General features: G+C 72.8%; 24 protein-coding genes and 1 pseudogene. 11 read left to right on the forward strand and 14 right to left on the reverse strand.

Features of this window, described 5'->3' with window-relative positions; translation table 11 throughout:
- Positions 1-51 precede the first annotated feature (51 nt).
- The 9 genes from ABD832_RS27630 to ABD832_RS27670 all read right to left on the reverse strand — a co-directional run bounded on the left by ABD832_RS27630 (position 52) and on the right by ABD832_RS27670 (position 8,964).
- On the reverse strand, positions 52-669 hold the full coding sequence (locus tag ABD832_RS27630; protein ID WP_344900515.1) for an aldehyde dehydrogenase family protein: 618 nt from the start codon (positions 667-669) through the stop codon (positions 52-54).
- Between the two features lie 113 nt (positions 670-782).
- Positions 783-1,175, reverse strand: a complete 393-nt coding sequence (locus tag ABD832_RS27635; protein WP_344900516.1) for an aldehyde dehydrogenase family protein — start codon at positions 1,173-1,175, stop codon at positions 783-785.
- Between the two features lie 28 nt (positions 1,176-1,203).
- On the reverse strand, positions 1,204-2,211 hold the full coding sequence (locus ABD832_RS27640) for an aldo/keto reductase (RefSeq protein ID WP_344900517.1): 1,008 nt from the start codon (positions 2,209-2,211) through the stop codon (positions 1,204-1,206).
- 28 nt (positions 2,212-2,239) lie between these two features.
- A complete protein-coding gene (locus ABD832_RS27645; protein ID WP_344900518.1) occupies positions 2,240-3,061 on the reverse strand; it encodes a phytanoyl-CoA dioxygenase family protein in 822 nt (273 codons plus the stop codon).
- A 58-nt stretch (positions 3,062-3,119) separates the two neighbouring features.
- Positions 3,120-3,827: a FadR/GntR family transcriptional regulator gene (locus ABD832_RS27650; protein ID WP_344900520.1), complete on the reverse strand. Its 708-nt coding sequence runs from the start codon at positions 3,825-3,827 to the stop codon at positions 3,120-3,122.
- Between the two features lie 33 nt (positions 3,828-3,860).
- Positions 3,861-4,877, reverse strand: a complete 1,017-nt coding sequence (locus tag ABD832_RS27655; protein ID WP_344900522.1) for an ABC transporter substrate-binding protein — start codon at positions 4,875-4,877, stop codon at positions 3,861-3,863.
- Positions 4,878-4,988: 111 nt separating this feature from the next.
- Positions 4,989-6,017 carry an ABC transporter permease gene (locus ABD832_RS27660; protein WP_344900524.1) on the reverse strand — a complete coding sequence of 343 codons (1,029 nt, stop codon included), beginning with the start codon at positions 6,015-6,017 and terminating at the stop codon, positions 4,989-4,991.
- A complete protein-coding gene (locus ABD832_RS27665) occupies positions 6,014-7,663 on the reverse strand; it encodes a sugar ABC transporter ATP-binding protein (protein ID WP_344900526.1) in 1,650 nt (549 codons plus the stop codon). The genes ABD832_RS27660 and ABD832_RS27665 overlap by 4 nt, the downstream gene beginning before the upstream one ends.
- Positions 7,660-8,964 carry an enolase C-terminal domain-like protein gene (locus ABD832_RS27670; protein ID WP_344900528.1) on the reverse strand — a complete coding sequence of 435 codons (1,305 nt, stop codon included), beginning with the start codon at positions 8,962-8,964 and terminating at the stop codon, positions 7,660-7,662. The genes ABD832_RS27665 and ABD832_RS27670 overlap by 4 nt, the downstream gene beginning before the upstream one ends.
- A gap of 393 nt (positions 8,965-9,357) precedes the next feature.
- Between ABD832_RS27670 and ABD832_RS27675 the strand changes: the two genes are divergently transcribed.
- The 3 genes and pseudogenes from ABD832_RS27675 to ABD832_RS27680 all read left to right on the forward strand — a co-directional run bounded on the left by ABD832_RS27675 (position 9,358) and on the right by ABD832_RS27680 (position 12,162).
- On the forward strand, positions 9,358-10,260 hold the full coding sequence (locus tag ABD832_RS27675) for a fumarylacetoacetate hydrolase family protein (RefSeq protein WP_344900530.1): 903 nt from the start codon (positions 9,358-9,360) through the stop codon (positions 10,258-10,260).
- A pseudogene (locus ABD832_RS42305) lies at positions 10,257-10,817 on the forward strand (aldehyde ferredoxin oxidoreductase N-terminal domain-containing protein); the annotation flags it as partial. The gene ABD832_RS27675 and the pseudogene ABD832_RS42305, both read left to right, overlap by 4 nt.
- A 58-nt stretch (positions 10,818-10,875) precedes the next feature.
- Entirely contained in the window at positions 10,876-12,162 is a 1,287-nt protein-coding gene (locus tag ABD832_RS27680; RefSeq protein ID WP_344900533.1) for an aldehyde ferredoxin oxidoreductase C-terminal domain-containing protein, read from the forward strand.
- 101 nt (positions 12,163-12,263) lie between these two features.
- Here the strand turns inward: ABD832_RS27680 and ABD832_RS27685 are convergent, their stop codons facing one another.
- Both ABD832_RS27685 and ABD832_RS27690 read right to left on the reverse strand, forming a co-directional pair.
- Positions 12,264-13,406 carry a magnesium and cobalt transport protein CorA gene (locus tag ABD832_RS27685; protein ID WP_344900535.1) on the reverse strand — a complete coding sequence of 381 codons (1,143 nt, stop codon included), beginning with the start codon at positions 13,404-13,406 and terminating at the stop codon, positions 12,264-12,266.
- Between the two features lie 10 nt (positions 13,407-13,416).
- The gene (locus ABD832_RS27690; protein WP_344900537.1) at positions 13,417-13,893 is read right to left on the reverse strand and encodes a nuclear transport factor 2 family protein; all 477 of its coding nucleotides are present in this window, start codon (positions 13,891-13,893) and stop codon (positions 13,417-13,419) included.
- Positions 13,894-14,064: 171 nt separating this feature from the next.
- Between ABD832_RS27690 and ABD832_RS27695 the strand changes: the two genes are divergently transcribed.
- Positions 14,065-14,778, forward strand: coding sequence for a M50 family metallopeptidase (locus ABD832_RS27695; RefSeq protein WP_344900539.1), 714 nt, complete (start codon positions 14,065-14,067; stop codon positions 14,776-14,778).
- A 70-nt stretch (positions 14,779-14,848) separates the two neighbouring features.
- Here the strand turns inward: ABD832_RS27695 and ABD832_RS27700 are convergent, their stop codons facing one another.
- From ABD832_RS27700 to ABD832_RS27710, 3 genes are read right to left on the reverse strand one after another with little or no spacing between them, the layout of a single operon-like run.
- Positions 14,849-16,135, reverse strand: a complete 1,287-nt coding sequence (locus tag ABD832_RS27700; RefSeq protein WP_344900541.1) for an RNA polymerase sigma factor — start codon at positions 16,133-16,135, stop codon at positions 14,849-14,851.
- 50 nt (positions 16,136-16,185) lie between these two features.
- Positions 16,186-16,539, reverse strand: coding sequence for a YciI family protein (locus ABD832_RS27705; protein ID WP_344900543.1), 354 nt, complete (start codon positions 16,537-16,539; stop codon positions 16,186-16,188).
- Entirely contained in the window at positions 16,539-17,369 is an 831-nt protein-coding gene (locus ABD832_RS27710; RefSeq protein ID WP_344900545.1) for an SRPBCC family protein, read from the reverse strand. Before ABD832_RS27710 ends, ABD832_RS27705 begins: the two co-directional genes overlap by 1 nt.
- Positions 17,370-17,916: 547 nt before the next feature.
- Here ABD832_RS27710 and ABD832_RS27715 point away from each other — a divergent pair.
- The 7 genes from ABD832_RS27715 (at position 17,917) to ABD832_RS27745 (ending at position 25,476) form a co-directional block, all read left to right on the forward strand.
- Positions 17,917-18,618: a sensor histidine kinase gene (locus tag ABD832_RS27715; protein ID WP_344900547.1), complete on the forward strand. Its 702-nt coding sequence runs from the start codon at positions 17,917-17,919 to the stop codon at positions 18,616-18,618.
- Between the two features lie 148 nt (positions 18,619-18,766).
- Entirely contained in the window at positions 18,767-21,409 is a 2,643-nt protein-coding gene (gene lanKC / locus ABD832_RS27720) for a class III lanthionine synthetase LanKC (RefSeq protein ID WP_344900549.1), read from the forward strand.
- A gap of 4 nt (positions 21,410-21,413) precedes the next feature.
- Positions 21,414-21,545: a SapB/AmfS family lanthipeptide gene (locus ABD832_RS27725; protein WP_344900551.1), complete on the forward strand. Its 132-nt coding sequence runs from the start codon at positions 21,414-21,416 to the stop codon at positions 21,543-21,545.
- A gap of 49 nt (positions 21,546-21,594) precedes the next feature.
- Complete coding sequence (locus ABD832_RS27730) at positions 21,595-21,726, forward strand: SapB/AmfS family lanthipeptide (protein WP_344900551.1); 132 nt, start codon at positions 21,595-21,597, stop codon at positions 21,724-21,726.
- Positions 21,727-21,775: 49 nt separating this feature from the next.
- Positions 21,776-21,907: a SapB/AmfS family lanthipeptide gene (locus ABD832_RS27735; protein ID WP_344900551.1), complete on the forward strand. Its 132-nt coding sequence runs from the start codon at positions 21,776-21,778 to the stop codon at positions 21,905-21,907.
- 75 nt (positions 21,908-21,982) lie between these two features.
- Entirely contained in the window at positions 21,983-23,779 is a 1,797-nt protein-coding gene (locus tag ABD832_RS27740; RefSeq protein ID WP_344900553.1) for an ABC transporter ATP-binding protein, read from the forward strand.
- Complete coding sequence (locus ABD832_RS27745; RefSeq protein WP_344900555.1) at positions 23,776-25,476, forward strand: ATP-binding cassette domain-containing protein; 1,701 nt, start codon at positions 23,776-23,778, stop codon at positions 25,474-25,476. Before ABD832_RS27740 ends, ABD832_RS27745 begins: the two co-directional genes overlap by 4 nt.
- Positions 25,477-25,553: the final 77 nt, after the last annotated feature.

The following is a 25,553-nucleotide window of genomic DNA, read 5'->3' on the forward strand; positions in this document are numbered from 1 at the left end:
ACACGCGTGACCGCGCCCGCGGGCTCCGAGGACTCGCGGGCGGGTGTCCCCTCAGGGGCGTACCGTGCCCACGTCCCGGCTCGACGGTGTCCGGAGCTCGCCGTCGACGCGGCGCGGGATCTCGGTGAACCCGTCGCGCAGCTCGGCCGGCAGGACGAACGCGGGTGCGTTCTGCCAGGCCACCGGCCGCAGGAACCGCCGGACGGCGGTGGCGCCGACCGAGGTGTGCTGGGAGTTGGCCGACGGCCAGGGACCGCCGTGGTGCTGGGCCCAGGACACCGCCACTCCCGTCGGGTACCCGTCGAACAGCACCCGGCCCGACGTCCGGCGCAGGACCGCCTCCAGCCGGACCACGAGGTCGCGATCGGCCTCCTCGGCGTGGATCGTCCCGGTCAGGGAGGCGGGAAGCGCCCGGATCAGGGAGGGCAGGTCGTCGCCGTCCCGGTATCTCACCAGCAGGACGACGGGGCCGAAGCACTCCTCGACGTCGCGCGGCCGCAGGTCGGCGGCGTCGATCGTGAGCACCCTGGCGCGGGCGCCGAAACCGTCCCCGCCGGGTTCCGCGCCGGTGGCGACCGTGCCGACGGCGGCGCGGGAGGTGATCTCGTCGATCCCCCGCCGGTACGAGGCGGCGATGTTCTCGTTGAGCAGCACGTACGAGGGGAGCACCGACAGCGACTCCGCGACGACGTCGACGAGCCGGTCGCCCGCCTCGTCCGCGGGGACGAAGGCCAGGCCGGGTTTGGTGCAGAACTGCCCGCCGGAGGCGGTGAAGGACGCGGTCAGGCCCTCGGCGATCGACCGCCCGCGGGCCGCGGCCCCGTCGGGGTGTCCGCCGCCGGGTCGAGCGTGGCCTCCAGGTAGGCGTCCTCGGTCACGACCCCGGCCAGGAACCGCAGCTGGAAGATCGACCGGGTGAGCTCGCCGCCGAGGCGGACGCCGCCCAGGGCCGTCTCCCGGTCGGCGATCCGGACGATCTCCTCCCGGTGCCCCTCCAGGGCGTCGGCCCAGCCGCGGAGCAGGTCCGCGCGGCCGGAGCGACCGGCGTCCTGGAGGGCCTGGAAGGCCGTGAGGGCCTCGCCTGCGACGTCGTCGACGACGGCGGGACCGGACTCGTCGGCGACCGGGCCGTGGCCGGCGCCGGTGCGCGGATCGATGCTGAGGACGGCGTTCACGTGTTCTCCTCGCGTTGTGCCGGGCTCGTCATCCCGGGGTGGGGGCGCCGGGGGCGATGAGCCCTCGCTCCCGCAGGTCCTCCCACAGCTGTGCCGGGATCGGGTGGGAGAGCAGACGGTCGTTGTCGCGTACCTCCCGCTCGGTGCGGGCGCCCACCAGGACGCTGCAGATCGCGGGGTGGGCGGCCGGGAACTGCAGGGCCGCGGCGATGAGCGGCACGTCGTGGCGGGCGCAGACCTCGGCGACGGCGCGTGCCTGCCGGAGGCGTTCGGCCGACGCGGGGACGTAGTCGAAGGTGGCGCCGGGTGACGGGTCGGCGAGGATGCCGCTGTTGAGGACACCGCCCGCGTTGATCCCGATGCCGTTCTCGAGGCAGAGCGGCAGCAGCTCCTCCAGCGCGCCCTGGTCGAGCAGGGTGTACCGGCCGGCGAGCAGGAAGTAGTCGAACCGTCCGTCCCGGGCGAAGTCGGCGAGCATCCCGGACTGGTTCATCCCCACCCCGATCGCGCGGACGACCCCCTGCTCGCGCAGGCTGTCGAGTGCCCGGTACGCGCCGTCCACCGCCTCGGCGTAGTGGTCGTCGGGGTCGTGGATGTACAGGAGGTCGACGCGGTCGAGCCCGAGCCGTTCCAGGCTCTCCTCCAGGGATCGCATGACCCCGTCGTAGCTGTAGTCGAAGACCGGGTTGGCCTTTCCGGAGGTCTTGTAGAAGTGCTCGCCGTCGTGCAGCTGCTCGGGCGAGGGCGGGGCGCCCTCCCGGATCAGGCGGCCCACCTTCGTGGAGATCGTGTACTCGTCCCGGGGACGGTCGCGCAGGGCACGCCCGAGCCTGCGCTCGGACTCGCCGTAGCCGTAGAGCGGCGCGGTGTCGAACGACCGGATCCCCAGGTCCCAGGCCGTGCCGATGGCGGCGGCCGCGTCCTGTTCCGGCACGCCGGTGAACAGGTTGCCCAGGGGTGCGGTGCCCAGGCCGAGGGGATGGGCGGTCCCGGCCGTGCCGGCCACCGGGGTGAGCGGGGCGATCGGCGATGCCATGTGACGTCCTTTCGTGCGGTCGGGCGGATCAGGCCGAGGTGGGTGCCTGGACGTCGAACAGGTACCGCTGCGCCGGGGAGAGCCGGTCGTACAGGCCCTCGGTGAGGTGGTCCTGCTGCACGAACTGCTGCATCAGGTCCCGCCGCGTGTACGTCAGGTGCAGCATGCGGCGGCGGGCGCCGTCCCTGTTGGACGTGCCGCCGTGCCACAGGCTCGCGTTGCAGACGGCGACGGAGCCGGCGGGGGCGGTGAAGAGGATCTGGCCCGGGTACTCGGCGTAGGGGTCCTCGGGGAACCTCGACTGGTCGCCGTAGTCGCCCCGCTGCTCCTCGCCCTCGGCCAGGTTCACCGTGGGCGTGTTGTTGTGCGGGAGGCGGTGCGAGCCGGGCACGATGCGCGTCGGGCCGTTGTCCAGGGTCAGGTCGTCGAGCACGATGAGCGCGTTCACCAGGCGCCAGTCCTCCTCCCCGCTCTTGGGCACGTCGCTGTGCAGGGGCTGGTCGCCCCCGCCCCGGTGCGGGTCGCGGATGTTGGCGCCGTGCAGCTTGAAGTCGCCCAGGAGGTACTGGGAGGCCGCGAGCACCGGCTCGACGGCGAGTGCCGCGTCGAAGACGTCCGACTTGTTGAACAGGTCGGAGAGCCGGGTCGCGCCGGCCTCGGCGTCCATGACCACGCCGCTGCCGGCCTCCGCCGCGACGATGCGGTCGAACTCCTCGCGCATGGCCACGCACTGCTCGGGGGTGAGCACGTTCTCGACGACGAAGAACCCGTCGCGGTCGAGGGCCTCGCGCTGCTCGGGGGTCAGGGCGGGGGTCACGCCGAGCTCGGCGAGGGCCTGCATGCTGTCCATGGTTCGTACTCCTCTTGCTGTGCCGGCGCGGTGTGGCGCGGCCGGTGACCGGAGATCGTTACGGGTGTGGGCGAGCCGGTCCCGCCGACTCGTCGAGGATGGCGCGGAGACCGCGCTGGGTGGAGTGGACGTGCGCCAGGGCGGTCGCCTCGGCGAGGGCCGGGTCGTGTTCGAGGAGGGCGTTGAAGATGTCCTCGTGCTGGCGCAGGGTGAGCTGGGAGACGTCCTCCTGGGAGGCGACCCGCAGCCGCCGGGAGCGGATCGTGGGATCGGCCAGGCCGCGCAGCACCGCGGCCAGCCACATGTTGCCGGTCGACTCGGCGATGCAGTTGTGGAAGGCGGCGTCGTGCTCGACGAACGACTCGGGGTCGCCGGCGGTCCGGCGCATCGCCTCCAGGTGCGTCCTGAGGGTGTCGAGGGCCTCGTCCGACATGCGCAGCGCCGCGAGGGCGGTCGCGGCCGGCTCCAGGAGCCTGCGGACCTCGATCACGTCGAGAACGGTGTCGTTGCGGGCGAGCTGGGCGGCGAACCCGATCCCGCGGAGCAGCTCCTCGGGCTGCAGGTCGGTCACGTAGGTACCGTCGCCGCGCCGTACCGAGAGCATCTGGGCGTGGGTGAGGGCCCTGACCGCCTCGCGCATCGATCCGCGGGAGATGCCCAGCTGCTGCGCCAGCTCCGTCTCGGGGGGCAGCCTGGCCCCGGGGGGGAACACGCCGGACACGATCAGCTCGCGAAGTCGCTCGATGGCGATGTCTGTGATGCGCACGGCGGGTCCCCTCCGGGGGTGAGGTCGGTGTGGTTACTTCTCGACCGGCGGGTTGATCAACTTCTCGATCTTCGGATCGTCGATGTTGTCCGGGGTGACGAGAGTGGCGCCGGTGTCGACATTCTCCACCTTGCCCCCGTCGACCATCTTCTTCAGCGCCATCACGCTCTCGTAGCCGATCTTGTACGGGTCCTGGACCACCAGGGCGGCCACGGTGCCGGCCTTGAGCGCCTTGACCTCGTCGGGAGCGTTGTCGAAGCCGACGACGGTCACGCCCTTGGTCTTCTTGGCCTCGAGCGCGCGGATCGCGCCGATGACGCTCGGCTCGTTGAGGCCGAACACGGCGTTGAGGTCGGGGTGGGCACTGAGGACGTCGTTCATGATGGTCAGCGACTTGTTGACGTCGCCGTCGGTGTACTTCTTCGCGACGATCTCGATGTCGGGGTACTTCTCGGTGAGCCGGTCGGTGAAGCCCTTCTCCCGGGCCTGCGAGGTGGCCGAGGTGGCCAGGAACGGCAGCAGGGCGACCTTGCCCTTGCCGCCCAGCTTCTCGCCGATGAAGTCGGCGGCCTGGCCCGCGGCGTTCTCGTTGTCCGTGGCGATGAGCGGGATCGACTGCGGGTCGATGCCCGCGTCCGCGCTCACGATCGGGATCTTGGCCGCCGCGGCCTGCTCGACGATCGGGGCCAGGGCCTTGGTGTCGTTCGCCGCGAAGGCGATGCCGCTGACCTTGCGGTTGACGAAGTCCTGAAGGATGTTCGTCTGGCCGGTGATGTCGCTCTGGGTGGCGGTGCCGCGCCACACCAGTTCGGCGCCCAGCTCGTCCGCGGCGGCCTTGGCCCCGGCGTGCAGGCTTCCCCAGTAGAAGTAGCCGGTGGATCCGGGCACGACGGCGATGGTGAGCTTCTGGCCCCCCGCCCCGCCGCCGGACGCGGTGGTGGTGCCCTGGTCCCTGCCGCACGCGGTGAGGGCGAGGGAGAGACACACGACGGGGACGAGGGCGAGCGCGCGCCGCGTCCTGCGGTGTGCCGGGTTTCTGCTGGCGTTCATGGTGACCTCGATCAGGCGGGGTGGTGCACGGCGGTGGAGGACGGGCGGCCGGGCGGTCTCGTGGGCCGGGCCGCGAGGGGCGGATGGGAACGGGCGGTCGCGGGCGGGGGGTCAGGTGGCCTTTCTGGCCCGGCGGTGGCGTATCTGGTCGTAGAGGACGGCCAGGATGACCACGACGCCGACGATGACGCTCTGCCAGAACGTCGAGATGTTGAGCAGGTTGCTGCCGTTGCCGATGAGCTGCAGGATCATCGCGCCGACGACGGCGCCGACGATCCTTCCCTCGCCGCCGAAGAGGCTGGCGCCTCCGATGACGGCCGCCGCGATGGCGTTGAGGTTGTAGTTGGTCCCCGCGGTGGGCTGGCCGCTGACGACCCGCGACGCCTCGAGGATGCCCGCGAGCCCCGCCAGGAGGCCGGAGATCACGTACAGCGCGATGAGGATCGCGGCGACGTTGATGCCCGACAGGCGGGCGGTCTCGGGGTTGCCCCCGATGGCGTACGCCGCGCGGCCGAGGGTGGTGCGGGAGAGCAGGAAGTGGCCGGCGAACGCCACGACCAGCATCAGGACGATCGGGACGGGGATCCCGAGCACGGTGCCGTTGCCCAGCCACTTGAAGCCGTCGGGCAGCCCGTACACGGCCTTGCCGTCGGTGATCAGCAGCGCCGCGCCTCCGCAGACGCTGAGGGTGCCGAGGGTGGTGATGAAGGCGGGGAGCCCCAGTTTGCTCACCAGGAGGCCGTTGACCAGCCCGACCAGTCCTCCGGCCGCGACGCCGGCGAGCAGCCCGAGGGGGACGCCCGTGCCGTACTCGACGATGGACACGGTGGAGACGACCCCGGCCAGGCCGACCACCGTGCTCACCGACAGGTCGATGCCGGCCGCGACGATGACCATGGTGGCGCCGACCGCGATGATGGCGAGGCTCGACATCTGGACGAGGTTGCCCAGGATGTTCGAGGTGGTCAGGAAGTGCGGGGTGAGGATCCACAGCACGACGCAGATCACGAACACGATCGTGAAGGGGGCGAGCTGCTGGCCCAGCGGGGCGACGAGGGCGCGCCAGCGAGCGCCGGGCGACGGCGCGGGCACGCCCGGTGAGCCGCCCGCGAGCCGCGGTGCTTCGTCGGTGGTCTTCACGGGCGGTCCTCCGGGGTGCCGGTGGGGCGGGCAGGGACGGGAGCGGCGGGGGTCCCGGGATCCCCGGACGTCTGGGGAGCCTCGGGGCCCCTCGGGGTGCCGGGGGCGGGCCCGGCCAGGAGCGAGTCGACGTAGCCGGTGACCCGGGTGAACTCCTCGGGTTTGGCCTGGCCGGTGGCGTCGTACATCACCGACTCGGAGGTGGCGTCCTCGCGGTCGTACTCGCCGACGATGGAGCCCGCGCGCATGACGAGCACCCGGTCGCTCATGCCGAGGACCTCGGGCAGGTAGGAGGAGACCAGGATGACGGCCTTGCCCTCCCGGGCGAGATCGTTGACGAGCTGGTAGACCTCCGCCTTGGCCCCGACGTCGATCCCCCGGGTCGGTTCGTCGAGGATCAGCACCTCCACGCCCGCGGCCATCCACTTGCCCAGGACGACCTTCTGCTGGTTGCCCCCGGACAGCTCCCCGACCTTCTTCTCGACGCCGTTGGTCACGATGCGCAGCCGTTCGGCGGTCGTGACGGCCAGGCGTCTCTCCTGGAGCGACTTCATGACGCCGTAGCGGGCGTTCAGCGACAGGCAGGCCATGCCGATGTTCTCCCGGACGCTCAGGCCGCCGACGATGCCGCTGGCCCGGCGGTCGTCGGACAGGTAGCCCAGGCCCCTGCGGATCGCGTCGCCGGGACGGCGCGGGTCGAGGGGCCGGCCGTGCAGCTCGACGGTCCCCGAGGTGCGGGGGATGTCGCCCACCAGGCAGCGCATCAGCGCCGTGCGGCCGGCGCCGAGCAGGCCGGCGAATCCCAGGACCTCGCCGCGGTGCGCCCGGAAGCTGACGGGGACGTCCTTGCCGTCGACGACGAGGTCGCGGACGTCGAGGACGACCTCGCCCCGGGGGATCGACTCCTTGGGCATCATGTCCGACAGCACGCGGCCGACCATCTCCCCGATGAGCCGGTCGACGTCCGTCTCCGCGGTCCGGTGGGTGGCGATCGTCCTGCCGTCGCGCATCACGGTCACGCTGTCGCAGACGACGAAGATCTCCTCCAGGTTGTGGGAGATGTAGACCACCGCGATGCCCCGGGCCGACAGTCTCCTGATCAGCGTGAAGAGCTCCTGCGTCTCGGTCTCGGTGAGCGCGGAGGTCGGCTCGTCGAGGATCAGGACCTTCAGGTCGCCGGCGACCGCCTTGGCGATCTCGACCATCTGCTGCTGCGCGATCGTGAGGGTGCGGGCGAGGGCGTCCAGGGGGACGCCCACGTTCAGCTGCTCCAGGGCCTCGGCGGCCCGCTCGCGCACGCCGTTCCAGGACACCACGCCGTACGAGGCGGGCGGGCGGCCGAGCGTGATGTTCTCGGCGACGGTGAGGTTGGGCGCCAGGCTCATCTCCTGGAAGACCATGGCGATCCCCAGCTCCCGCGCGTTCCTGGGGGTCTGGTGGGCGACGACCTCGCCGTCGACGCGGATCTCGCCCTCGTCGGGGTGCTCGGCTCCGGCCAGCACCTTCATCAGCGTGGACTTGCCGGCGCCGTTCTCGCCCAGCAGGGAGCGGATCTCCCCCGGTTCGATCTCGAAGTCCGCGCCGTCCAGTGCCTGGGTGCCGGGAAAGGCCAGCCGCACCTTCGACATGGACACGACCGGGCTCATCGGGCGTCCGCCCAGACCGCGCCGCCGGGATAGGCGTGGTCCCGCAGGGTGGCCTCGTGCATCTGGGCGCTGTAGCCGGGGGCGGTGGGGGCGACGTAGCGGCCGTTCCTCATCCGCACCGGGTCGACGAAGTGCTCGTGCAGGTGGTCCACGTACTCCACCACCACGTCGTCGAAGGAGGCGCCGACGGCGATGTAGTCGAAGATCGACAGGTGCTGGACGTACTCGCACAGGCCCACGCCGCCGGCGTGCGGGCACACCGGGATCCCGTGGTGGGCGGCCAGCAGCAGGACCGCGACGACCTCGTTCACCCCGCCGAGCCGGCAGGCGTCGATCTGGCAGAAGCCCATCCCGCCCGCCTGGAGGAACTGCTTGAACATGACCCGGTTCTGGACGTGCTCGCCGGTGGCGACGCGGATCGGGGCGATCTTGCGGGCGATCTCGGCGTGCCCGAGGACGTCGTCGGGGCTGGTCGGCTCCTCGATCCACCACGGGTCGAACGGCGCCAGGGCCTCCATGTTGCGGATCGCCTCGTCGACGTTCCACACCTGGTTGGCGTCCATCATCAGCTTGCGGTCAGGACCGAGCACCTCCCGCAGGATGCCCGCGCGGCGGACGTCGTCGCCGATGTCGGCGCCGACCTTGAGCTTGAGGTGCCGCCAGCCGGCGTCGACCGCCTCGGTGGCGAGGGTGCGGAGCTTGTCGTCGCTGTAGCCGAGCCAGCCCGCCGAGGTGGTGTACGCGGGCACGCCCTCGCGGTGGATGAGGGCGGTGCGCTCGGCCCGGCCTCCGACGCGTGACTCCAGCAGTTCCAGGGCCCGCTCGGGCGGCAGGACGTCGGCGATGTGGCGGAAGTCGACCAGGTCGACGATCTCCCGGGGGCTCATCTCCGAAAGCAGGCGCCACAGCGGCTTGCCCTCCCGCTTGGCGCGCAGGTCCCAGACCGCGTTGACGACGGCGGCCACCGCCAGGTGCACGACCCCCTTCTCCGGCCCGAGCCAGCGGAGCTGGCTCTCGCCGGTCAGCCGCTTCCAGAACCCGCCGAGGTCGGCCAGGGTCTCCTCCAGGTCGAGGCCCACCACGAACGGGGCGTAGGAGTCGATCGCGGCGGTGCACAGCTCGTTGCCCCGGCCGATGGTGAAGGTGAACCCGTGCCCTTCGAGGCCGTCGCCGGCGTCGGTGCGGATGATCACGTACGCGGCCGAGTAGTCGGGGGCGGGGTTCATCGCGTCGGAACCGTCGAGCCAGCGCGAGGTGGGAAAGCGGAGGTCGACGGACTCGACTGCGGTGATCTTGGTCAAGGGGGCTTCCTTCGTTCACGGCTCGTACGGCGGACCTCGTCACACCAAACATCGAATGTTTAGGCCACGAAACACCCGGCCCCGCGTGTTGTCAATAGATTTCCGGCAGGTAAAAACCCGATGTTCCGGGCGCGGCGTCGTTCCGGCAGGGGTCACTCGCTGTCGAAGAAAGAGCTGTTCACATCGTGTCGCCGAGAACCACGAGGGAGCATCCGCCGACCCTGGCCGGGATTTACGGACCGGCACCTCTGGCGAGGACGCCCGGGGACGGAACCCTTGACTTTGAACGCACGGGGACTTAAACATCGTATGTCTACCCGGAACGCGGGGTCCCCGTGACGTCCGGGCCGTCCAGGGCAGGACACCGTCGCGAACCACGCTGAGGAGCCCCCCGTGCACATCGTCCGTTACCGCCGGGATCACCGGTCACCCGCCGGCGTCGGCGTGCTCCGCGAAGGGCGGGTGGTCCCGGTCGAGGGCGCGGAGACCGTGGCCGCGTTGCTGCGGCTGCCCCTGGGGCGGGCACGCGACCTGTGCGAGGGGGCCTCGGGAACGGGGACCGCCCTGGAGGAGGTCGTCCTGCTGCCTCCCGTCGACGGCCGCACCGAGGTGTGGGCCGCGGGCGTGACGTACCAGAACTCGCGGCTGGCCCGGATGGAGGAGAGCCTCAACGAGGCCGACGTGTACGAGCGCGTCTACCACGCGGACCGGCCCGAGCTGTTCTTCAAGTCCGTCGCCTGGAAGGTGGTCGGGGACGGCGAGCCCATCGCCGTCCGGGCGGACTCGGCGATCAGCGTGCCCGAGCCCGAGGCGGCGCTCGTCCTCAACAGCACGGGCGAGATGTTCGGCCTGACCGTGTGCGACGACGTGAGCTCGCGGAGCCTGGAGGCCGAGAACCCCCTCTACCTGCCCCAGGCGAAGATCTACGACGGCGCGTGCGCGCTCGGCCCGGCGATCCGGCCGGCCTGGGAGATCGAGGACCCCGGCGCCCTGACCGTGGAGCTGTCCATCACCCGGGCCGGGGAGAGGGTCTGGCACGGCTCCGCCTCGACCGCGCAGCTCAACCGCACCTTCGCCGAGCTGGCCGGGTACCTGTTCCGCGACAACACCTTCGCCGACGGGGCGGTCCTGTCGACGGGCACCTGCCTGGTCCCGGACCTGCCGTTCACCCTGGAGCCCGGCGACCTCGTCGAGATCGGCGTCGCCGAGGTCGGCACGCTGCGCAACACGGTCGTCCGCGGGGCCGGGGACCACGCCCGCGCACTGGAGCGGGTCCGTTCCGGGACGATCTCGTGACCGCCACCCCCGGGTACAACGGGACCCTGCTCAGGGTCGATCTCGGCACCGGCGCCACCCGTGTCCTCACCCCGCCGGCCGACGACTACCGCCGCTACGTCGGCGGCGGGCTGATGGGCACCAAGCTCCTGCTCGACCTCACCCCCGCCGGGCTCGATCCGTTCGCGCCGGAGGCGCTGCTGACGTTCTGGTCGAGCGTGATCGCCGGGCATCCCTACGTCGGGCTGCCCCGCTTCGCGGTCCTCGCCAAGTCCCCGCTCACCGGCGGGATCGGCGAGGCACGGGTGGAGGGCCCGTTCGGCCTGGCCCTCAAGGCGTCGGGGCACGACGGGCTGATCATCGGCGGGGCCGCCGACCGTCCCGTCTACCTCCTCGTCGAGGACGGGCGGCCGAGCCTGCACGACGCCGGGGCCCTGTGGGGCCTGGACACCGCGGCCGCCACCGACCGGCTCGTGGAACGGCACGGGCCGGACGCGCACGTGGCCGTCATCGGGGAGGCCGGAGAGTCCCTCGTCCGCTTCGCGAGCATCGTCACCGACCGGACGTTCCCGGCCGCCCGCATGGGGCTGGGCGCCGTCATGGGCTCCAAGAGGCTCAAGGCGGTCGTCATCACCGGTGGTTCCGCCCCCGCCGTCCACGACGCGGCGGAGCTGGAACGGCTCACCGCCGAGTACGCCGGGCGGATCGCGGGGAACGACCTCACGACCGTGCAGCACGACCCCCCCGGGGTTCGGCGCGTGGATCGCCGACGGCGACGCGAACGCCGGCTACGGCGGCGGGACGAACTACAGCACCAGCCGCCTGCCCGCGGTGCCCGGCGACATGCGCGAGCGGCTCGTCTCCGCGCTGGTCAAGGGCGAGGGCAACTGTCCCGGCTGTCCGAACGACTGCATCAAGATCTTCGACAACGGCGTGGACGCCCGCGCGGGCGGCCTGCACCAGGAGGCCTTCGCCGCGTTCGGCCTGGGTCTGGGCATCACCGACACGGCGACCCTCCTCGACCTCAACGCCCGCTGTCACCTGTGGGGGGTCGACCCCGTCTCGCTGGCCTTCACCGTGTCGTTCGCCTGCGAGGCGGCGGCCAGGGGGATGCTGGACGCGCGGCGGCTCGGCGCCGAGCCGCCCGCGTTCGGGGACACTCCCGCGCTCGTCGCCTTCCTGGAGACGGTGGCCCTGGGCAGGGAGCCCGTGCGCCTGCTGTCGGAGGGGGTGAGACGGGCGGCCGACGCCCTCGGCGAGGAGTTCGGCCCGCTGGCGATGCACGTCAAGGGACTGGAGATGGTCTCGTTCGAACCGCGCGCCTCGGCCGGGCAGGCGCTGGCGTACGCCGTGAGCCCGGTCGGGCCGCGGTACGAGATCGTCGAGCACGACATCGACTTCGACCCGGTGGGCGGATGGCGGCACGGCCTCGACCAGATGCGGACGCTCGGCACGCTCGAGTACGAGCCGATGGAACTGCTCGACGACCGGCGCGTGGTGCGGACCGGCCTCCTGGTCGACATGTGGAGCGGGATGGACGCGCTCTGCCTGTCGCTCTTCGCCGGTCCGCCGGTCCGCGAGCTGGACCTGCCGGGCATCGCGCGCCTGGTGGCCGCGGTCACCGGCTGGCGGACGAGCGACAGCGAGCTGTTCGTCTGGGGCAGGCGGCGCTGGCAGCTGATGCGCGTCTACAACCTCCGCGAGGGCCTGCGCGCCGCCGACGACGCCCTGCCCCGGCGCTTCCACGAGGAGCCCGTCGACGCCGGACGCCACCAGGGGGTCCTGCTCGACGAGGACGGCTTCGCGGCGGCGCTGCGGCTGTACTACCGGATCACCGGATGGGACGACGACGGCGTCCCGACCCCGGAGACCCTGCGGACGCTCGACCTGACCTGGGCGGAGGCCCATCTCCCCCGCCGCTGACCTGTGCCCCGGCGGGGAGCTGGGCTGTGTCGCCGCGGGTCTGCTGCACGCCGTGGCCTCCTGACCCGCGTTCCGGCGGGGACCCACAAGGACGTCGCGGGTCAGAGCCAGTCGCGGCGCTTGAAGACCACGTACAGGGTGAGGCAGACGCCCGCCATGAGCATGACCGCGAACGGGTACCCCCACGTCCAGTGGAGCTCGGGCATGGTGTCGAAGTTCATGCCGTAGATGGTGCCGACGAGGGTGGGGGCGAACAGGATGGCCGCCCAGGCGGAGATCCGCTTGACCTCCTCGTTCTGGGCGTTGCTCGCCTCGGTGAGGTTGGTCATGTGCTCGTTCTGCGCCTGGGCGACCATGGTGGAGTTGACCACCAGGATGTCGTGGAGCATCTGGCGGAACCCGCCGACCCGCTCGGCGACGGTGATCACGTGGTCGGCCACGTCCCTCAGGTAGCGCTGCAGCTCCTGGTCCACCCCGTACTTCTCGGCGCCCGCGACGAAGCCCTCGATCATCCCCAGCAGCGGCTGAGTGGCCCGCTGGAACTCGATCACCTCACGGGACAGCTCGTAGATGCGGCGGGAGACCCCGGGCTCGTTGCCGAAGACCTGCACCTCGATCTCGTCGATGTCGTTCTGCAGCCCCGCGACGACCGGGGCGTACCCGTCCACGACCGCGTCCAGGATGGCGTAGAGCACGGCCTGCGGCCCCTGGGCGAGCAGGTCGGGGTCGTGCTGCATCCGCCTGCGGACCTGGGACAGGTCGGGGGCCTCGCTGTGCCGTACGGTGATCACGAAGTTCGGGCCGACGAAGACGTGCAGCTCGCCGAAGTCGACCTCCTCGGTCTCGTCGAGGTAGCGGGCCGGGCGCAGCACCACGAAGAGCGTGTCGCCGTAGCGGTCGGCCTTGGGCCGCTGGTGGGCGACGATCGCGTCCTCGACCGCGAGCTCGTGCAGGTCGAACTCCTCGGCGACGTTGACGATGACCCCGTCCTCGGGCCGGTAGAAGCCAATCCAGGCCATGCTGCCGGGGGTGTTCTTCAGGCGCTCGAACGCCTCGGGCAGCGATCCGGGGGTGGCGGCGCGGTGCCCGTCGACGTAGATCGCGTTGTCGATGACGCGGGAGCGGGGCGGGGGCTGCTCGTCCCCGGCGAACCGGGGGTCCATCGACCGCTCCGGGGAGTCCCTGCCGGTGGCGGAACGGCCGCGCACCAGGCTGCGCAGCCCCCTCAGTCGCCGGTCGGTCACGCGTCCCTCCTCATCGGGTGCCCATGAACTCCTGCAGCGACTGCATCGCCGTACTGCGAATCCTCGCCCTGAGCATAGGGGTCCAGCCGAGGACGACCCCGACCGGCCGTCCCATCGCCATCTTGGACCAGCGCCGAAGGTCGAAGTCGTCGTGGTGGCGGACGATCAGGCCGTCCTCGAAGCGGAACTGGGCGTCGATCTCGTTGACGACCTTCCTGCCCGTCCTGCCGAAGGTGTAGCGGGCGGTCCAGTGCGCGGTGCCCTCGTGGTCGCGGGCGGTGACGTCGCGGACGGTCACGCTGAGGTCGGCACTGCGGCCGAGCAGCATCCGCCACATGCCCATGACCCTGTCGCGTCCCTCCAGTTCCTGGAAGACGGGGTCGCCGAAGGTGACGTCGGGGTGGTAGCAGCGCTCCATCGCGTCCGGGTCACGGCGCGCGAAGGCGTCGTAGAACGTTTCGATGAGCGCGGCGTTCCGATCGTTCACGAGTCTCTCCCGACCATCGATGTCCTGCGGACCGAGTGTAGTGCGCGCGGGGTCCGGGGCCCGGCGGCGTGCGCGGGGCCCGGAATCATGTTCGGCACGGCCCGACTTTATCGCCAGCACACCGGCGGACGTGGGACGCTTTGCTCCCATGTCGCGAAGGAGAAGTGAGCGTTGTCCGACGTCTGGGTGACCCTGACCACGGCCCGTTCCGGGCCGCCCCTGTGGGTGGTGCTGCTGTCGGCGCTGGTGGCGCTGGGCGTGGTGTCGTGGTCCACCTCCTGGCAGCTGTCCCGGGGGCTGATCACCATCGCCCACGAGGGCGGGCACGCGCTGGTGGCGCTGCTCACCCGGCGCAAGCTGGAGGGGATCCGGCTGCACTCCGACACCTCGGGCGTGACCCTCACCAGGGGCAGGCCCCGCGGGCTCGGCATGATCCTGACCGCCGCCGCCGGGTACGTCGCCCCGTCGCTGCTGGGGCTGGGAGGGGCCTGGCTGACCGCGTCCGGCTACGTGGCGGTGCTGATCACGGTCGTGATCGGGCTGCTGTTCTGCATGCTGCTGCTGATCCGCAACCTGTTCGGCGTGGTGAGCCTGCTGGCCACCGGGGGTGCGATCGCCGCCTTCACCTGGTACGCCGCGCCCGACATGGACGCGGTCCTGGCCTACCTGGCCGTGTGGTTCCTGCTGCTGGGCGGGGTGCGGCCGATCGTGGAACTGCAGGGCAAGCGCCGTCGCGGCCGGGCGCCCGACTCCGACGCCGACCAGCTCGCCCGGCTGACCTTCCTGCCCGGCGGGTTCTGGGTGTTCCTGTTCCTGCTGGTGGCGGGCGCGTGCCTGGTGGCGGGCGCCTACCTGCTGTTCCCCCCGGCGTTCGCGCTGCTCTGAGCGTCCCGCTCCGACGTGCCGCGCCGTCGTGCCGTGGCTCCGTCGGGTCCCCGTCCCGGCCGGGGTGGTGTCAGCCGGGGAGACCGGTGTCCGAACCTGTCGAACCGGCCGAACCTGTCGGCCCGGCCGACCGGATGCGTTCGGTGAGGAACTCCTGCTCGGCGACGTTGCCGCCGAGTTCCAGAGCCGCCCGGTAGGACCGCACCGCCTCGGTGTCGCGCCCGAGGCGGTGCAGGAGGTCGGCCTTGGTGGCGTGCAGGTAGAGGTATCCGGCCAGCCGTCCCTCCCGTTCGAGCGCCTCGACCTCGGTCAGCGCGGCCTCGGGGCCGTGCACCATCGACACCGCCACCGCGCGGTTCAGCGCCACGACGGGCGACGGCCAGATCCGCAGCAGCTCGTCGTACAGGGTCAGGATCTGCGGCCAGTCGGTCTGCGCGTAGCCGGGGGCCTCGGCGTGCAGCGCCGCGATCGCGGCCTGCAGGGTGAACCGGCCGGGCGGCCCGGCGGTGAGCGCCTCGACCACGAGCCGGTCGGCCTCGGCGATCATCTCGCGGTCCCAGGCCGAGCGGTCCTGCTCCTGAAGGCGCAGCAGGCGGCCGTGGGCGTCGGTCCGGGTGGCGCGGCGCGCGTGGTGGGCGAGCAGCAGCGCGAGCAGCCCGGCCACCTCGCGGTCGGCGGGCAGCAGGAGCCTCAGCGTGCGCGCCAGGTCGAGCGCGCGTCCGGCCAGCTCGTCGCGGACGAGGCCGGTGCCCGAGGGGGCGGTGTGCCCGGCCGCGTACAGCAGGTGCAGGACGGTGAGCACGGCGTCGACGCGCTCGGGCAGGTCGGCGGCGGACGGCACGGTGTACGGGATGCGCGCGGCGGCGATCTTCTTCTTGGCCCGGGTGAGGCGGGCGGCCATCGTGGCCTCGGGCACCAGGAAGGCCCGCGCGATGTCGGCAGTCGTCAGGCCGCACACCAGGCGCAGCGTGAGCGCGGTACGCGCCTGTTCGGCCAGCGCCGGGTGACAGCACGTGAAGATCAGCCGGAGGCGGTCGTCGGGGATCGCCCCGCCGTCCGTCCCGGACTCCCCCGGCACCCCCGGCACCCCGGACGCCCCGGACGGCTCCGGGTACCCGGGCTCCCCGGTGTCCCCGGTGTCCTCGGCGCCGAGCAGCAGGGGCAGTTTCGTCTCCAGCGTCCGCCGGCGGCGGATGACGTTGAGCGCGTTCCGGCGGGCGACCGTGGTCAGCCAGGCGCCGGGCCTGCCGGGCACGCCGTCGCGCGGCCAGGTCCGCAGGGCCTGGACGTAGGCGTCCTGCACGGCCTCCTCCGCGGCGTCGAGGTCGCGGGTCACCCGCACCGTCGCGGCGAGCACGTAGGCCCACTCGCGACGGTGCGCGTCGGCGACCGCTCGTTCGGCGGGGTTCAGCTCTCCTCCTCCAGGACGTCGAAGCCGGTCAGCGGCCTGACCTCGACGCCGCCGTTCACGATCGGCGTCAGCCGGGCCAGCGCCAGCGCGTGGTCGAGGTCGCGCGCCTCCAGCACGAAGACCCCGGCCAGCGCCTCCTTGGTCTCGATGAAGGGGCCGTCCGTCACCAGGTCGCCGCGGACCGCGGTCGCCGTGCCGGACTGTTCGAGTGACAGCCCGGCGACGATCCGGCCGCCCAGCTCGGCGACCCGTCCGGGCAGTTCCCCGTGGGCCCGCATGACCTCCGGGGGGATGTCGGCCACCCCGCCGGGCGTCTCCCGCTCGTAGATGAGCACCGCGTACCGGGCCATCACGCCTCCCTCTCGCTCGTGAACACGTCGTCCAGCCATGCCGCCCACGCCCGCCGGGCCGCCTCCGCGTCCGCGTCCCCGGCGAACAGGTGGTGCGCCACCCCGACCGGCCATCCCCACGCGTCCCGTCCGTAGAAGCGGTGGAGCGCGTCGGCGGACCGTACCCCGAGGAAGGCGGGTGCCACGAAGTCGGCCACGCCCTCGATCGGGCCGAGGCCGGCCGGTGTCAGCCTCACCGGGTCGCCCGCCTCGATCCCGTCGGGGACGCCCAGCGCCCGGCGCAGCCGCGCGAACCCTCCGGACGCGGAGCCGCCGGGCGCGTCGAGCCTGAGGTAGGCCGCGTCACGGCCGGGGAAGTGGCGCAGGTACTCGCCCAGCGAGTGGTAGTAGAGCGCGGTGTGCCTCCGGCAGGCGTCGAGTTCGGTGTCGTAGTCGTCCCCGGCGATGACGCCCCGGTGGGTGAGGGTCAGCAGGGTGCCCCGCGGGGTGGGCCGGAGCCGGTAGTCGAGCTCGTTGAACTCGTCGGCGCCCGGCACGGTCCGCGTGGTGAAGTGCCGGGGCGGCTCCCAGACGCTCACCACGCCGCCCTTGCCGGTCAGCCCCCGCTCGGCCCCTCCGGCCCGGGGCTCGTAGTCGATCTCCCAGTACCAGCCGGTGGTGTGGAGCGTGAACGCCTCCCAGACCTCCTGCGGGCTCGCGGGCAGCTCCCCCTCCCACGTCACCTCGAACGCCCGGCCCGCGACCGTCCCCGCCGTCGTGTCCGCCGTCGTGTCCGCCGTCGTGTCCGTCGTCGTTCCCGTCGTCGTGTCCGCCGTCATGTCCCTCGTCATCTCCGTCGTCCTGATCGTCGCTCCCGGGCCGCCTCCGGGCGGCCCCTCATGAGGACGACACGCGGAGAGCGCCGGAATCGACAACCGCACACGGACATCTTCCACGATCACCCACCGTGACCGGCTCTTTCCACGCCGTGGCCCGGGGAACGTGGCGGCCGGAGGCGTGCCGGCGCGTCCGGCGCCCGGCCGTGCCGGCGCACTCCCGTACACCCGGGGGCGGCGTGCGCGGAGGGCGTGCGGCGCCCCTCGGGGCCGGTGGAAGCGGAGGAATGTGGCGCGTCCGGGGCCGGTGGAGGCGGGACGGGCGGGGTGCGCCCGAGGCCGGTGGAGGCGGGACGGGCGGGGTGCGCCCGAGGCGGCGGAAGCATGGTGCGCCCGTTTATTAGACATTGAACCGAATATGTGATCCACATCCCAATGGTCGGGTAATTACTGAAATTCATCGCCCCCGTCATCACGCCGCGTGACCGTCTTCCGCATTGACACGCGGCCTGTTTTTCACGTTTATTATCGGGAATATCATTTCTTCTGGGAGAGGCACTCGATGTCGCAGGCCGCCTATCTCGTCGGAGCGGCAGGGGCGGGTGCGCTTCTGGTCTCGCTGGGCGTCACCTACGCCCTCACCCTGCGCATCAGACGGCTGAGGCTCGAACGGGAGCGGGCGCTCTCCAGGGCCTACGAGGGATTCGCCCGCGACATGCACGACCTCGTGGGGCACTGGCTCTGGCTGGCCTCGATCAGGGGGGAGCTGGCCCATCGCCGGGCGGCCGGCGACGGTCCGCTGCGCGAGGACCTCGAAGAGGTGCTGCGGGCCGTGCGGCAGGCCGCGCACTCGGTGCGGAACCTCTCCGCGGCGGGTCACCGGATCTCCTTCCCCGGCGAGGTCGCGCGGGCCAAGGTGCTGATCGAGGGCTTCGGGGCCTACTGCTCGGTACGGGTGGACGTGGACGAGCTGCCCGAGGCGGTGAGCACCGCGCTGGGCGCCGTGGTCCGCGAGGGCGTGACGAACATGCTGCGGCACAGCCGGGTGAAGCGGTGCGCCGTCGAGCTGGTCGAGCAGGGCGGCCGGCTGCGCCTGACCGTCGTCAACGACGGGGCGCCCCGGCGGGAGACGTCCGCGCCCGGCAGCGGCGTGGGCAACCTGCGCCACCGCCTGGAGGACCTCGGTGGCACGGTACGGGCGAGTGGTGGCAAGGACGGGTGGTTCACCCTGATAGCCGAACTTCCTGATAATTTTTCCGAATAAGCTTCACGTCCCTCGCGAAAGTGCAGGTAGCGCACACCCTCACGGTTAGCACTGTGAGTTTCGCATATGCGAGTGGTTCAGTTTGTAACTGGTGGTTTCTCGGGTTATCCGTAATTCTCTCTTCTGGAAGACAGCAGGGGAGAATGCCGTGGATGACCAGTATGAGCTTTATTGCCTGGCGGACCCGCTTTTCTATGACACGCTCGACGGCCGCCGGGGCGACCACCCCGACTTCGCACTCGCGAGCCGGGACCTGCCGGAGGGCTGGCAGCACCAGGCGACCGACACCTGGATGCACTACGCGCCGCTCACCGGCCGTACACCCTTCCAGGGCTGGAAGATCCACGTCTCGGCCCGCGTCGAGGACGCCGAGCGCGCCATAGAGGCGGTCTGGGACTACTGCGTCCCCCGCGGCATCGCGTTCAAGTTCCTGCGCAGCCTGCCGGTCATGGCCATGCTGAACTCCAAGGCCGCCCCCCGCGGCGCCAGCGGCAAGCTCGTGACGATCTACCCGGTGGACGAGGCCCAGCTGGAGCTCACGCTCAAGGAGCTCGACGAGCTGCTCAGGGGCATCGAGGGGCCGTACATCCTCAGCGACCTCCGCTACGGCGAGGGCCCGCTCTTCGTCCGGTACGGCGGCTTCGCCGGGCGGCGCTGCCTGGCCGACAACGGCGAGCTGGTGCTGGCCATCGAGGACGGCGAGGGACGCCTGGTCCCGGACGTGCGGGAGCCGGCCTTCGGCGTGCCGTCCTGGGTGACGCTGCCCGCCTTCCTCGAACCCCACCTGGCCGCCCGCAACGCGGTCACCACCGAGGGGCTGCCGTACCGGGTCGAGAGCGTCATGCAGTTCTCCAACGGCGGGGGCGTCTACCTCGCCGAGGACGTGCGCACCGGCAAGCGGGTGGTGCTCAAGGAGGGGCGCCCGCACGCCGGGCTGGACGCCGCGGGCCGGGACGCCGTGGCGCGGCTGGCCCACGAGCGCGACATGCTGGAGCGCCTGTCCGGGCTGGAGGCGGTGCCCGCGCTGGTCGACTACTTCACCCTGGGCGGCCACCACTTCCTGGTCGAGGAGTTCGTCGACGGCAACCCGCTGCAGCGCCAGCTCGTGCACCGCTACCCGCTGACCAGCGCGACCTGCGACGAGCAGACCATCGCCGAGTACACCGCCTGGGTGCTCGACGTCCTTCCCAAGGTGCGCCGTGCGGTGGAGTCCCTGCACGGGCGCGGGGTGGTCTTCGGCGACCTGCACCCGAACAACATCCTGGTGACCGACGACGGCCGCCTGACGCTGATCGACTACGAGGTGGCCACGCTGACCGCCGACCGCGGGCGGGCGGCGCTCGGCCACCCGGCGTTCGGCGCGCCGGCCGACCGGCAGGGCGTCGAGATCGACCACTACGCCCTGGCCTGCCTGTGCCTGGGGCTGTTCGCCCCGCAGCTCACGATCATGCTGTCGCTCGACCGCGCCAAGGTCCTCGACCTGGCCAGGATGATCCGCGAGACCTTCCCGGTGCCGTCCGAGGTGATCGACGACGCGGTCCGGGCCATCACCGGCCCCGAGCCCGCGGCGCCCACCCCGTTCCCGAGGCCGGGCGCCGAGGACTGGCCCCGGCTCAGGGAGGCGATGACCCGCGCCATCCTGGCGAGCGCCACCCCCGAGCGCGAGGACCGGCTCTTCCCCGGCGACGTCGCCCAGTTCCAGCCCGGCGGGGGCGTGAACCTCGCCTACGGCGCGGCGGGCGTGCTGTACGCGCTGGAGCGGACGGGCGCCGAACGGCTTCCCCGGTACGAGGACTGGCTGCGCGCCAGGGCACTGGCCCCCGCCCCGGGGACCGCCCTGGGGTTCTACGACGGCCTGCACGGCGTGGCCTACGTCCTCGACCTGCTCGGGCACCGCCAGGACGCGGTCGACACCGTCGACCTGTGCCTGCGCGAGAAGTGGGAGTCGCTGGAGCTGGGGCTCTTCGGGGGCCTGGCCGGCATGGGCCTGAACCTCCTCCACCTGGGCACCGCCACCGGCGAGCGCTCCCTGGGCGAGACGGCCATGAAGATCGTCGACATCTGCTCCGACCGGCTGGGCGGCCCCGACGACGTGCCGGAGATCAGCGGCGGCGGCAAGCCCCGCGCCGGGCTGATGTACGGCTCCTCAGGACCGGCCCTGCTGTTCCTGCACGCCTACGAGCGCACCGGCGACACCTCCCTGCTGGAGCGGGCGGAGGTCGCGCTCCGCCAGGACCTGCGGCGCTGCACCGCCGGCGCGGACGGGACCCTCCAGGTCGACCAGGGCTGGCGCACGCTGCCCTACCTGGACGAGGGATCCGTGGGCATCGGCGTGGTCCTCGCCCGCTACCTGGCCCACCGGGACGACGAGACCTTCCGCGCCGCCCTGGACGGCTGCCGGCTCGTCACCCGGGGACGGTACTTCGTGCAGTCCGGCCTGTTCACCGGCCGGAGCGGCATGATCGGCGCCCTGGGCTGGGGACTGACGCCCGGGCCGCGCGCCTCCGTCCCCGAATCCACCTACCTGGCCGAGCAACTGCGCGGACTGGACTGGCACGCGCTGCCCTACGGCGGCGGGCTGGCCTTCCCCGGCAACCAGTTGCTCAGGCTCTCCATGGACTTCGCGACCGGCACGGCCGGAGTCCTGTTCGCGATGAGCGCCGTGCTGCACGACAGGCCGGTGTTCCTCCCCTTCATCGAACCGCCCGGCGACACGAACACCCCGCAAGGGGTGTCGGCGCACGGATTCGCCGGGCGGTTTGGCCCCTGCGACACAGCGAAGGAGGTGTAACGAAATGGTCCTTCTCGACCTGCAGTCCCTGGAGACCCCCACCGGCGGTGGCGGCGGCGGTGGCGGCAGCACCCTGACCGTCCTCGGGTGCGAGTCCGGCAAGCCCAGCAACCTGAGCGTCGTGCTCTGCCACTAGAAACCCCTCTCCACCCCGAGTCACAAAACCCAGAAACGGAGCGATTCCCATGGTCCTTCTCGACCTGCAGTCCCTGGAGACCCCCACCGGCGGTGGCGGCGGCGGTGGCGGCAGCACCCTCACGGTCCTCGGGTGCGAGTCCGGCAAGCCCAGCAACCTGAGCGTCGTGCTCTGCCACTAGAAACCCCTCTCCACCCCGAGTCACAAAACCCAGAAACGGAGCGATTCCCATGGTCCTTCTCGACCTGCAGTCCCTGGAGACCCCCACCGGCGGTGGCGGCGGTGGCGGCGGCAGCACCCTCACGGTCCTCGGCTGCGAGTCCGGCAAGCCCAGCAACCTGAGCGTCGTGCTCTGCCACTAGTGAGATCCGGTGCCCGGGACGGCCAGCGACGGCGGCCGTCCCGGGCACGCCCGTTTCCCGAGGGAGGAGGCACCCGTGCGGGCAGCCGACCGGCTGGTGGCCGAGACCGTACGGCGGGGCGGACCCTGGCTGGCCGTGCTCGCGGTCGCCTCGGTCCTGGGGGCGTTCGCCCAGCTGGCGCTCCCGCTGGTGCTGGGCAGGACGGTCGACGCGCTGGTGGCCGGTGGGACGGGCATGACCGGTGGCGCGGCGACCTGGGTCGGCGTCTGCGCCGGCGTCGTGGTGGCGGCCGTGGTCTGCGACGCCCTCGGTGTCTGGGCCGCGGGGTCGAGCGGCGCGCGTTCGGCGGCCTGGCTCAGGACCCGGGTGGTGCGTCACGTCCTCGGCGTCGGGCCCGCGATGACCCGCAGGTTCCCCGAGGGGGAGCTGGTGACCCGGATGGGCCTGAACACCGAGGAGATCGGACGCGCCCCCGAGGCGGTCGTCACCGCGGCCGCGCTGGTCATCCCCACCGCGGGCGCCGTCGTGGCCCTCACCCTCATCGATCCCCTGCTGACCGTGACGCTGGTCGCCGGGCTCGTCCTCATCGGGCTCGTCCTGCGCGCCTTCCTCAGCGCGAGCACCACGATGGCGGGCGAGTACCAGGCCGCGCAGGGCGACATCGCCGGCCGCCTGGTCGACGCCCTGGCCGGGGCCCGTACCATCGCCGCCGCCGGCACCGCCGACCAGGAGCGGGCGCGGGTGCTGACCGCGCTGCCCCTGCTGCGCAGGCACGCCATGGAGATGTGGCGGGTCAACGCGCGCGCCGGCGTGCAGGCCGGGGCCGTGGTCCCGCTGCTGGAGGTCGCCGTGCTCGGGGTGGGCGGGCTGCGGCTGGCCGCCGGGGACCTGTCGGCCGGTGAGCTGTACGCCGCCGCCCGCTACGTCGTGCTCGGCGCGGGCCTCGGCTCGGCGCTGGGCCAGGTCGGCCGCCTGGCCAGGGCGCGGGCCGCCGCGTCCAGGGTGGGGGAGCTGCTGGCCGAGAGCCCCCGCCTCTACGGTGCCCGGACGCTGCCTCCCGGGCCCGGCACACTGGAGTTCCACGGCGTCGAGGCGGACGGCCTGCGCGACGTCGACCTCGTCGTCCCCGGCGGGCAGGCGGTGGCCGTGGTCGGCCGCTCCGGCGCCGGGAAGTCGCTGCTCGCCGCGGTCGCGGGCCGCCTGGTGGACCCGTGCCGCGGCACGGTCCTGCTGGACGGCGTCCCGTTGCCCGAGCTCTCCCAGGAGGCGCTGCGCGCCGCGGTCGGGTACGCCTTCGAGCGCCCGGTGCTGCTCGGCGGGACCGTGGGCGCCGCCGTCGCCCTGGGCGCCGACCTCCCCGCTCCCGGCCCCCCGTCGCCCTCCGGCCCGGACCCCGCGAGCTCCGCAGGCCCCGCGGGCTCCGCGAGCTCCGGACGCGTTCCCCGGCACGCTCCCCGGTACGCCTCCGGGGGGGACGAGGTCGTGCGGACGGCGGCGCGGGCGGCGCGGGCCGACGACTTCGTCCGCAGGCTCCCGCTGGGGTACGACACCCCGCTGGAGGAGGCGCCCATGTCCGGCGGGGAGCGGCAGCGGCTCGGCCTGGCCCGCGCCTTCGCGCAGGGCCGGCGCCTGCTCGTCCTGGACGACGCCACCTCCAGCCTGGACACCGTCACCGAGCGCCAGGTCGCCCGCGCGCTCTCCGGGGAGCTGCGCGACCGGACGCGGCTGATCGTGACCCACCGGGTGGCGACCGCCGCGGCGGCCGACCGGGTGATCTGGCTGGACGACGGCCGGATACGCGCCTGCGCGGCGCACGGCGTCCTGTGGGCCGACCCGGCCTACCGCGCCGTCTTCCAGGCGGACGCCCCGTGAACCGGCCGCTGCGCCGGGCGCTGCGCAGGGACCCGTACCAGCTGGTCAGGCTGGCGGGGTGGTCGGTCGCGGAGAGCGCGCCCTCGCTGGTCATCGGGCTGGCCATCGCGCGGGCCATCGACGAGGGCTTCGGCGCGGGACGGCCCGGGACCGGGTTCGCCTGGCTGGCCCTGCTCGGCGGCGCGTGGTTGCTGGCCGCGGTCGGCGCGCGGCAGGTCGTGCTGGCCGTCGCCGCGATCGTGGAGCCGTTCCGCGAGGAGCTGCTGGCCCACGTCGTCGACGACGCGCTGCGCCACTCGGCCGCCTCCGGGCGGGGCCCGGGGGCGGGTGCGGTGGCGCGCTCCAACCTCCAGGTCGAGCTGGCCCGCGACGCGTTCGCCTCGGTCATCACGGTGGTCAGGTCGTTCGCGTTCACCGTGGTGAGCGTGGCGCTCGGGCTGGCGGCCCTCGTGCCGCAGGTGCTGGTGCTGGTGCTGCCGCCGTTCGTCGCGGGGCTCGTCGTCTTCCTGCTGTCGCTGCGCGCCCTGGCCCGGCGGCAGCGAGAGTTCATCCTGGCCGACGAGCGCACCGCCACGGCGCTGGCCGGCATGGTCGGCGGGCTGCGGGACATCACCGCCTGCCGGGCCGAGCGGCGGATGGCCGACGAGGTCGGCCTGCGGGTGGCCGAGCAGGCCGGCGCGGCCCGGTCGCTGGCCCGGGTGACGGCGCTGCGCACCGTGTCCCTGGCGGTGGGCGGCCGGTTGCCGATCCTGCTGATCCTGGCCGGCACCCCCTGGCTGATCGGCGAAGGCGCGGGCGCCGGGGTGATCCTGGGCGCCCTGGCCTACGTCACGCAGTCGCTGGCGCCCGCGCTCGGCAACCTCGTGGAGGGGCTGGGCATCAACGGGGTCCGGCTGCGGGTGGCGCTCGACCGGCTGCTGCGCGACGGCGAGCCGCCCGCGCGGGCGGGCGCGCGAGTGGCGGCCGTGACCGGGGACGGGGGTGCCGAGCTGCGCGGCGTGACGTTCGCCTACGGCCCGCACGCCGAACCGGTGATCGACGGCCTGGACCTGTCGGTGGCCGAGGGCGAGCACATCGCCGTGGTGGGCCCCAGTGGCATCGGCAAGTCCACGCTCGCCGCGCTGCTGACCGGGCTGCTGCGGCCCGCGTCCGGACGCATCGAGGTGTGCGGGGTGCCGGCCGACCGGCTCGACCCGGCCGGACGGGTGCTGATCCCCCAGGAGGCCTACGTCTTCCGGGGCTCCCTGTGGGAGAACCTCGTCTACCTGGCCGGTGACGCCTCGCCCGAGGCGGTCGGCGAGGCGGTGGCCGAGATCGGCCTGACCGGCCTGGTGACGCGGCTGGGCGGCCTGTCCGCCGAGGTCCGCTCCGATCTGCTCTCCCCCGCCGACCGCCAGCTGATCGCCCTGGCCCGCGCCTACCTGGCCCCGGCCCGGCTGGTCGTCCTCGACGAGGCGACGTGCCACCTGGACCCGGTGGCCGAGGCCCGCGCCGAGGATGCGTTCGCCCGGCGGGGCGGCACGCTCATCGTCATCGCCCACCGGCTGACCTCGGCCCTGCGGGCCCGGCGGATCCTCGTGATGGACGGCACCAGCGTCCGGCTGGGCACCCACGAGGAGATGCTCGCCACCTCCCCGCTGTACGCCGACCTGGCCGGACGGTGGGACCCGTCGAGCGCGCAGGAGCTGGTGCCGTGACCGGGCGGGAGCCGGTGCCGTGACCACGCGAGAGCCTGCGCCGTCCCCGCCGTTCCCGGCCGTCCCGATGCCCGTGA

The sequence above is a fragment of the Streptosporangium longisporum genome (assembly GCF_039534895.1).
GTDB lineage: Bacteria > Actinomycetota > Actinomycetes > Streptosporangiales > Streptosporangiaceae > Streptosporangium > Streptosporangium longisporum.

Excerpts from the sequence above, each read along its gene's own strand:
- ABD832_RS27735 (WP_344900551.1), top strand. The coding sequence starts at position 21,776 with ATGGTCCTTCTCGACCTGCAGTCCCTGGAGACCCCCACCGGCGGTGGC.
- ABD832_RS27725 (WP_344900551.1), top strand. The coding sequence starts at position 21,414 with ATGGTCCTTCTCGACCTGCAGTCCCTGGAGACCCCCACCGGCGGTGGC.
- ABD832_RS27645 (WP_344900518.1), bottom strand. The coding sequence starts at position 3,061 with ATGGACAGCATGCAGGCCCTCGCCGAGCTCGGCGTGACCCCCGCCCTG.
- ABD832_RS27710 (WP_344900545.1), bottom strand. The coding sequence starts at position 17,369 with ATGACGAGGGACATGACGGCGGACACGACGACGGGAACGACGACGGAC.
- ABD832_RS27730 (WP_344900551.1), top strand. The coding sequence starts at position 21,595 with ATGGTCCTTCTCGACCTGCAGTCCCTGGAGACCCCCACCGGCGGTGGC.
- ABD832_RS27640 (WP_344900517.1), bottom strand. The coding sequence starts at position 2,211 with ATGGCATCGCCGATCGCCCCGCTCACCCCGGTGGCCGGCACGGCCGGG.
- ABD832_RS27655 (WP_344900522.1), bottom strand. The coding sequence starts at position 4,877 with ATGAACGCCAGCAGAAACCCGGCACACCGCAGGACGCGGCGCGCGCTC.
- ABD832_RS27705 (WP_344900543.1), bottom strand. The coding sequence starts at position 16,539 with ATGGCCCGGTACGCGGTGCTCATCTACGAGCGGGAGACGCCCGGCGGG.
- ABD832_RS27715 (WP_344900547.1), top strand. The coding sequence starts at position 17,917 with ATGTCGCAGGCCGCCTATCTCGTCGGAGCGGCAGGGGCGGGTGCGCTT.
- ABD832_RS27665 (WP_344900526.1), bottom strand. The coding sequence starts at position 7,663 with ATGAGCCCGGTCGTGTCCATGTCGAAGGTGCGGCTGGCCTTTCCCGGC.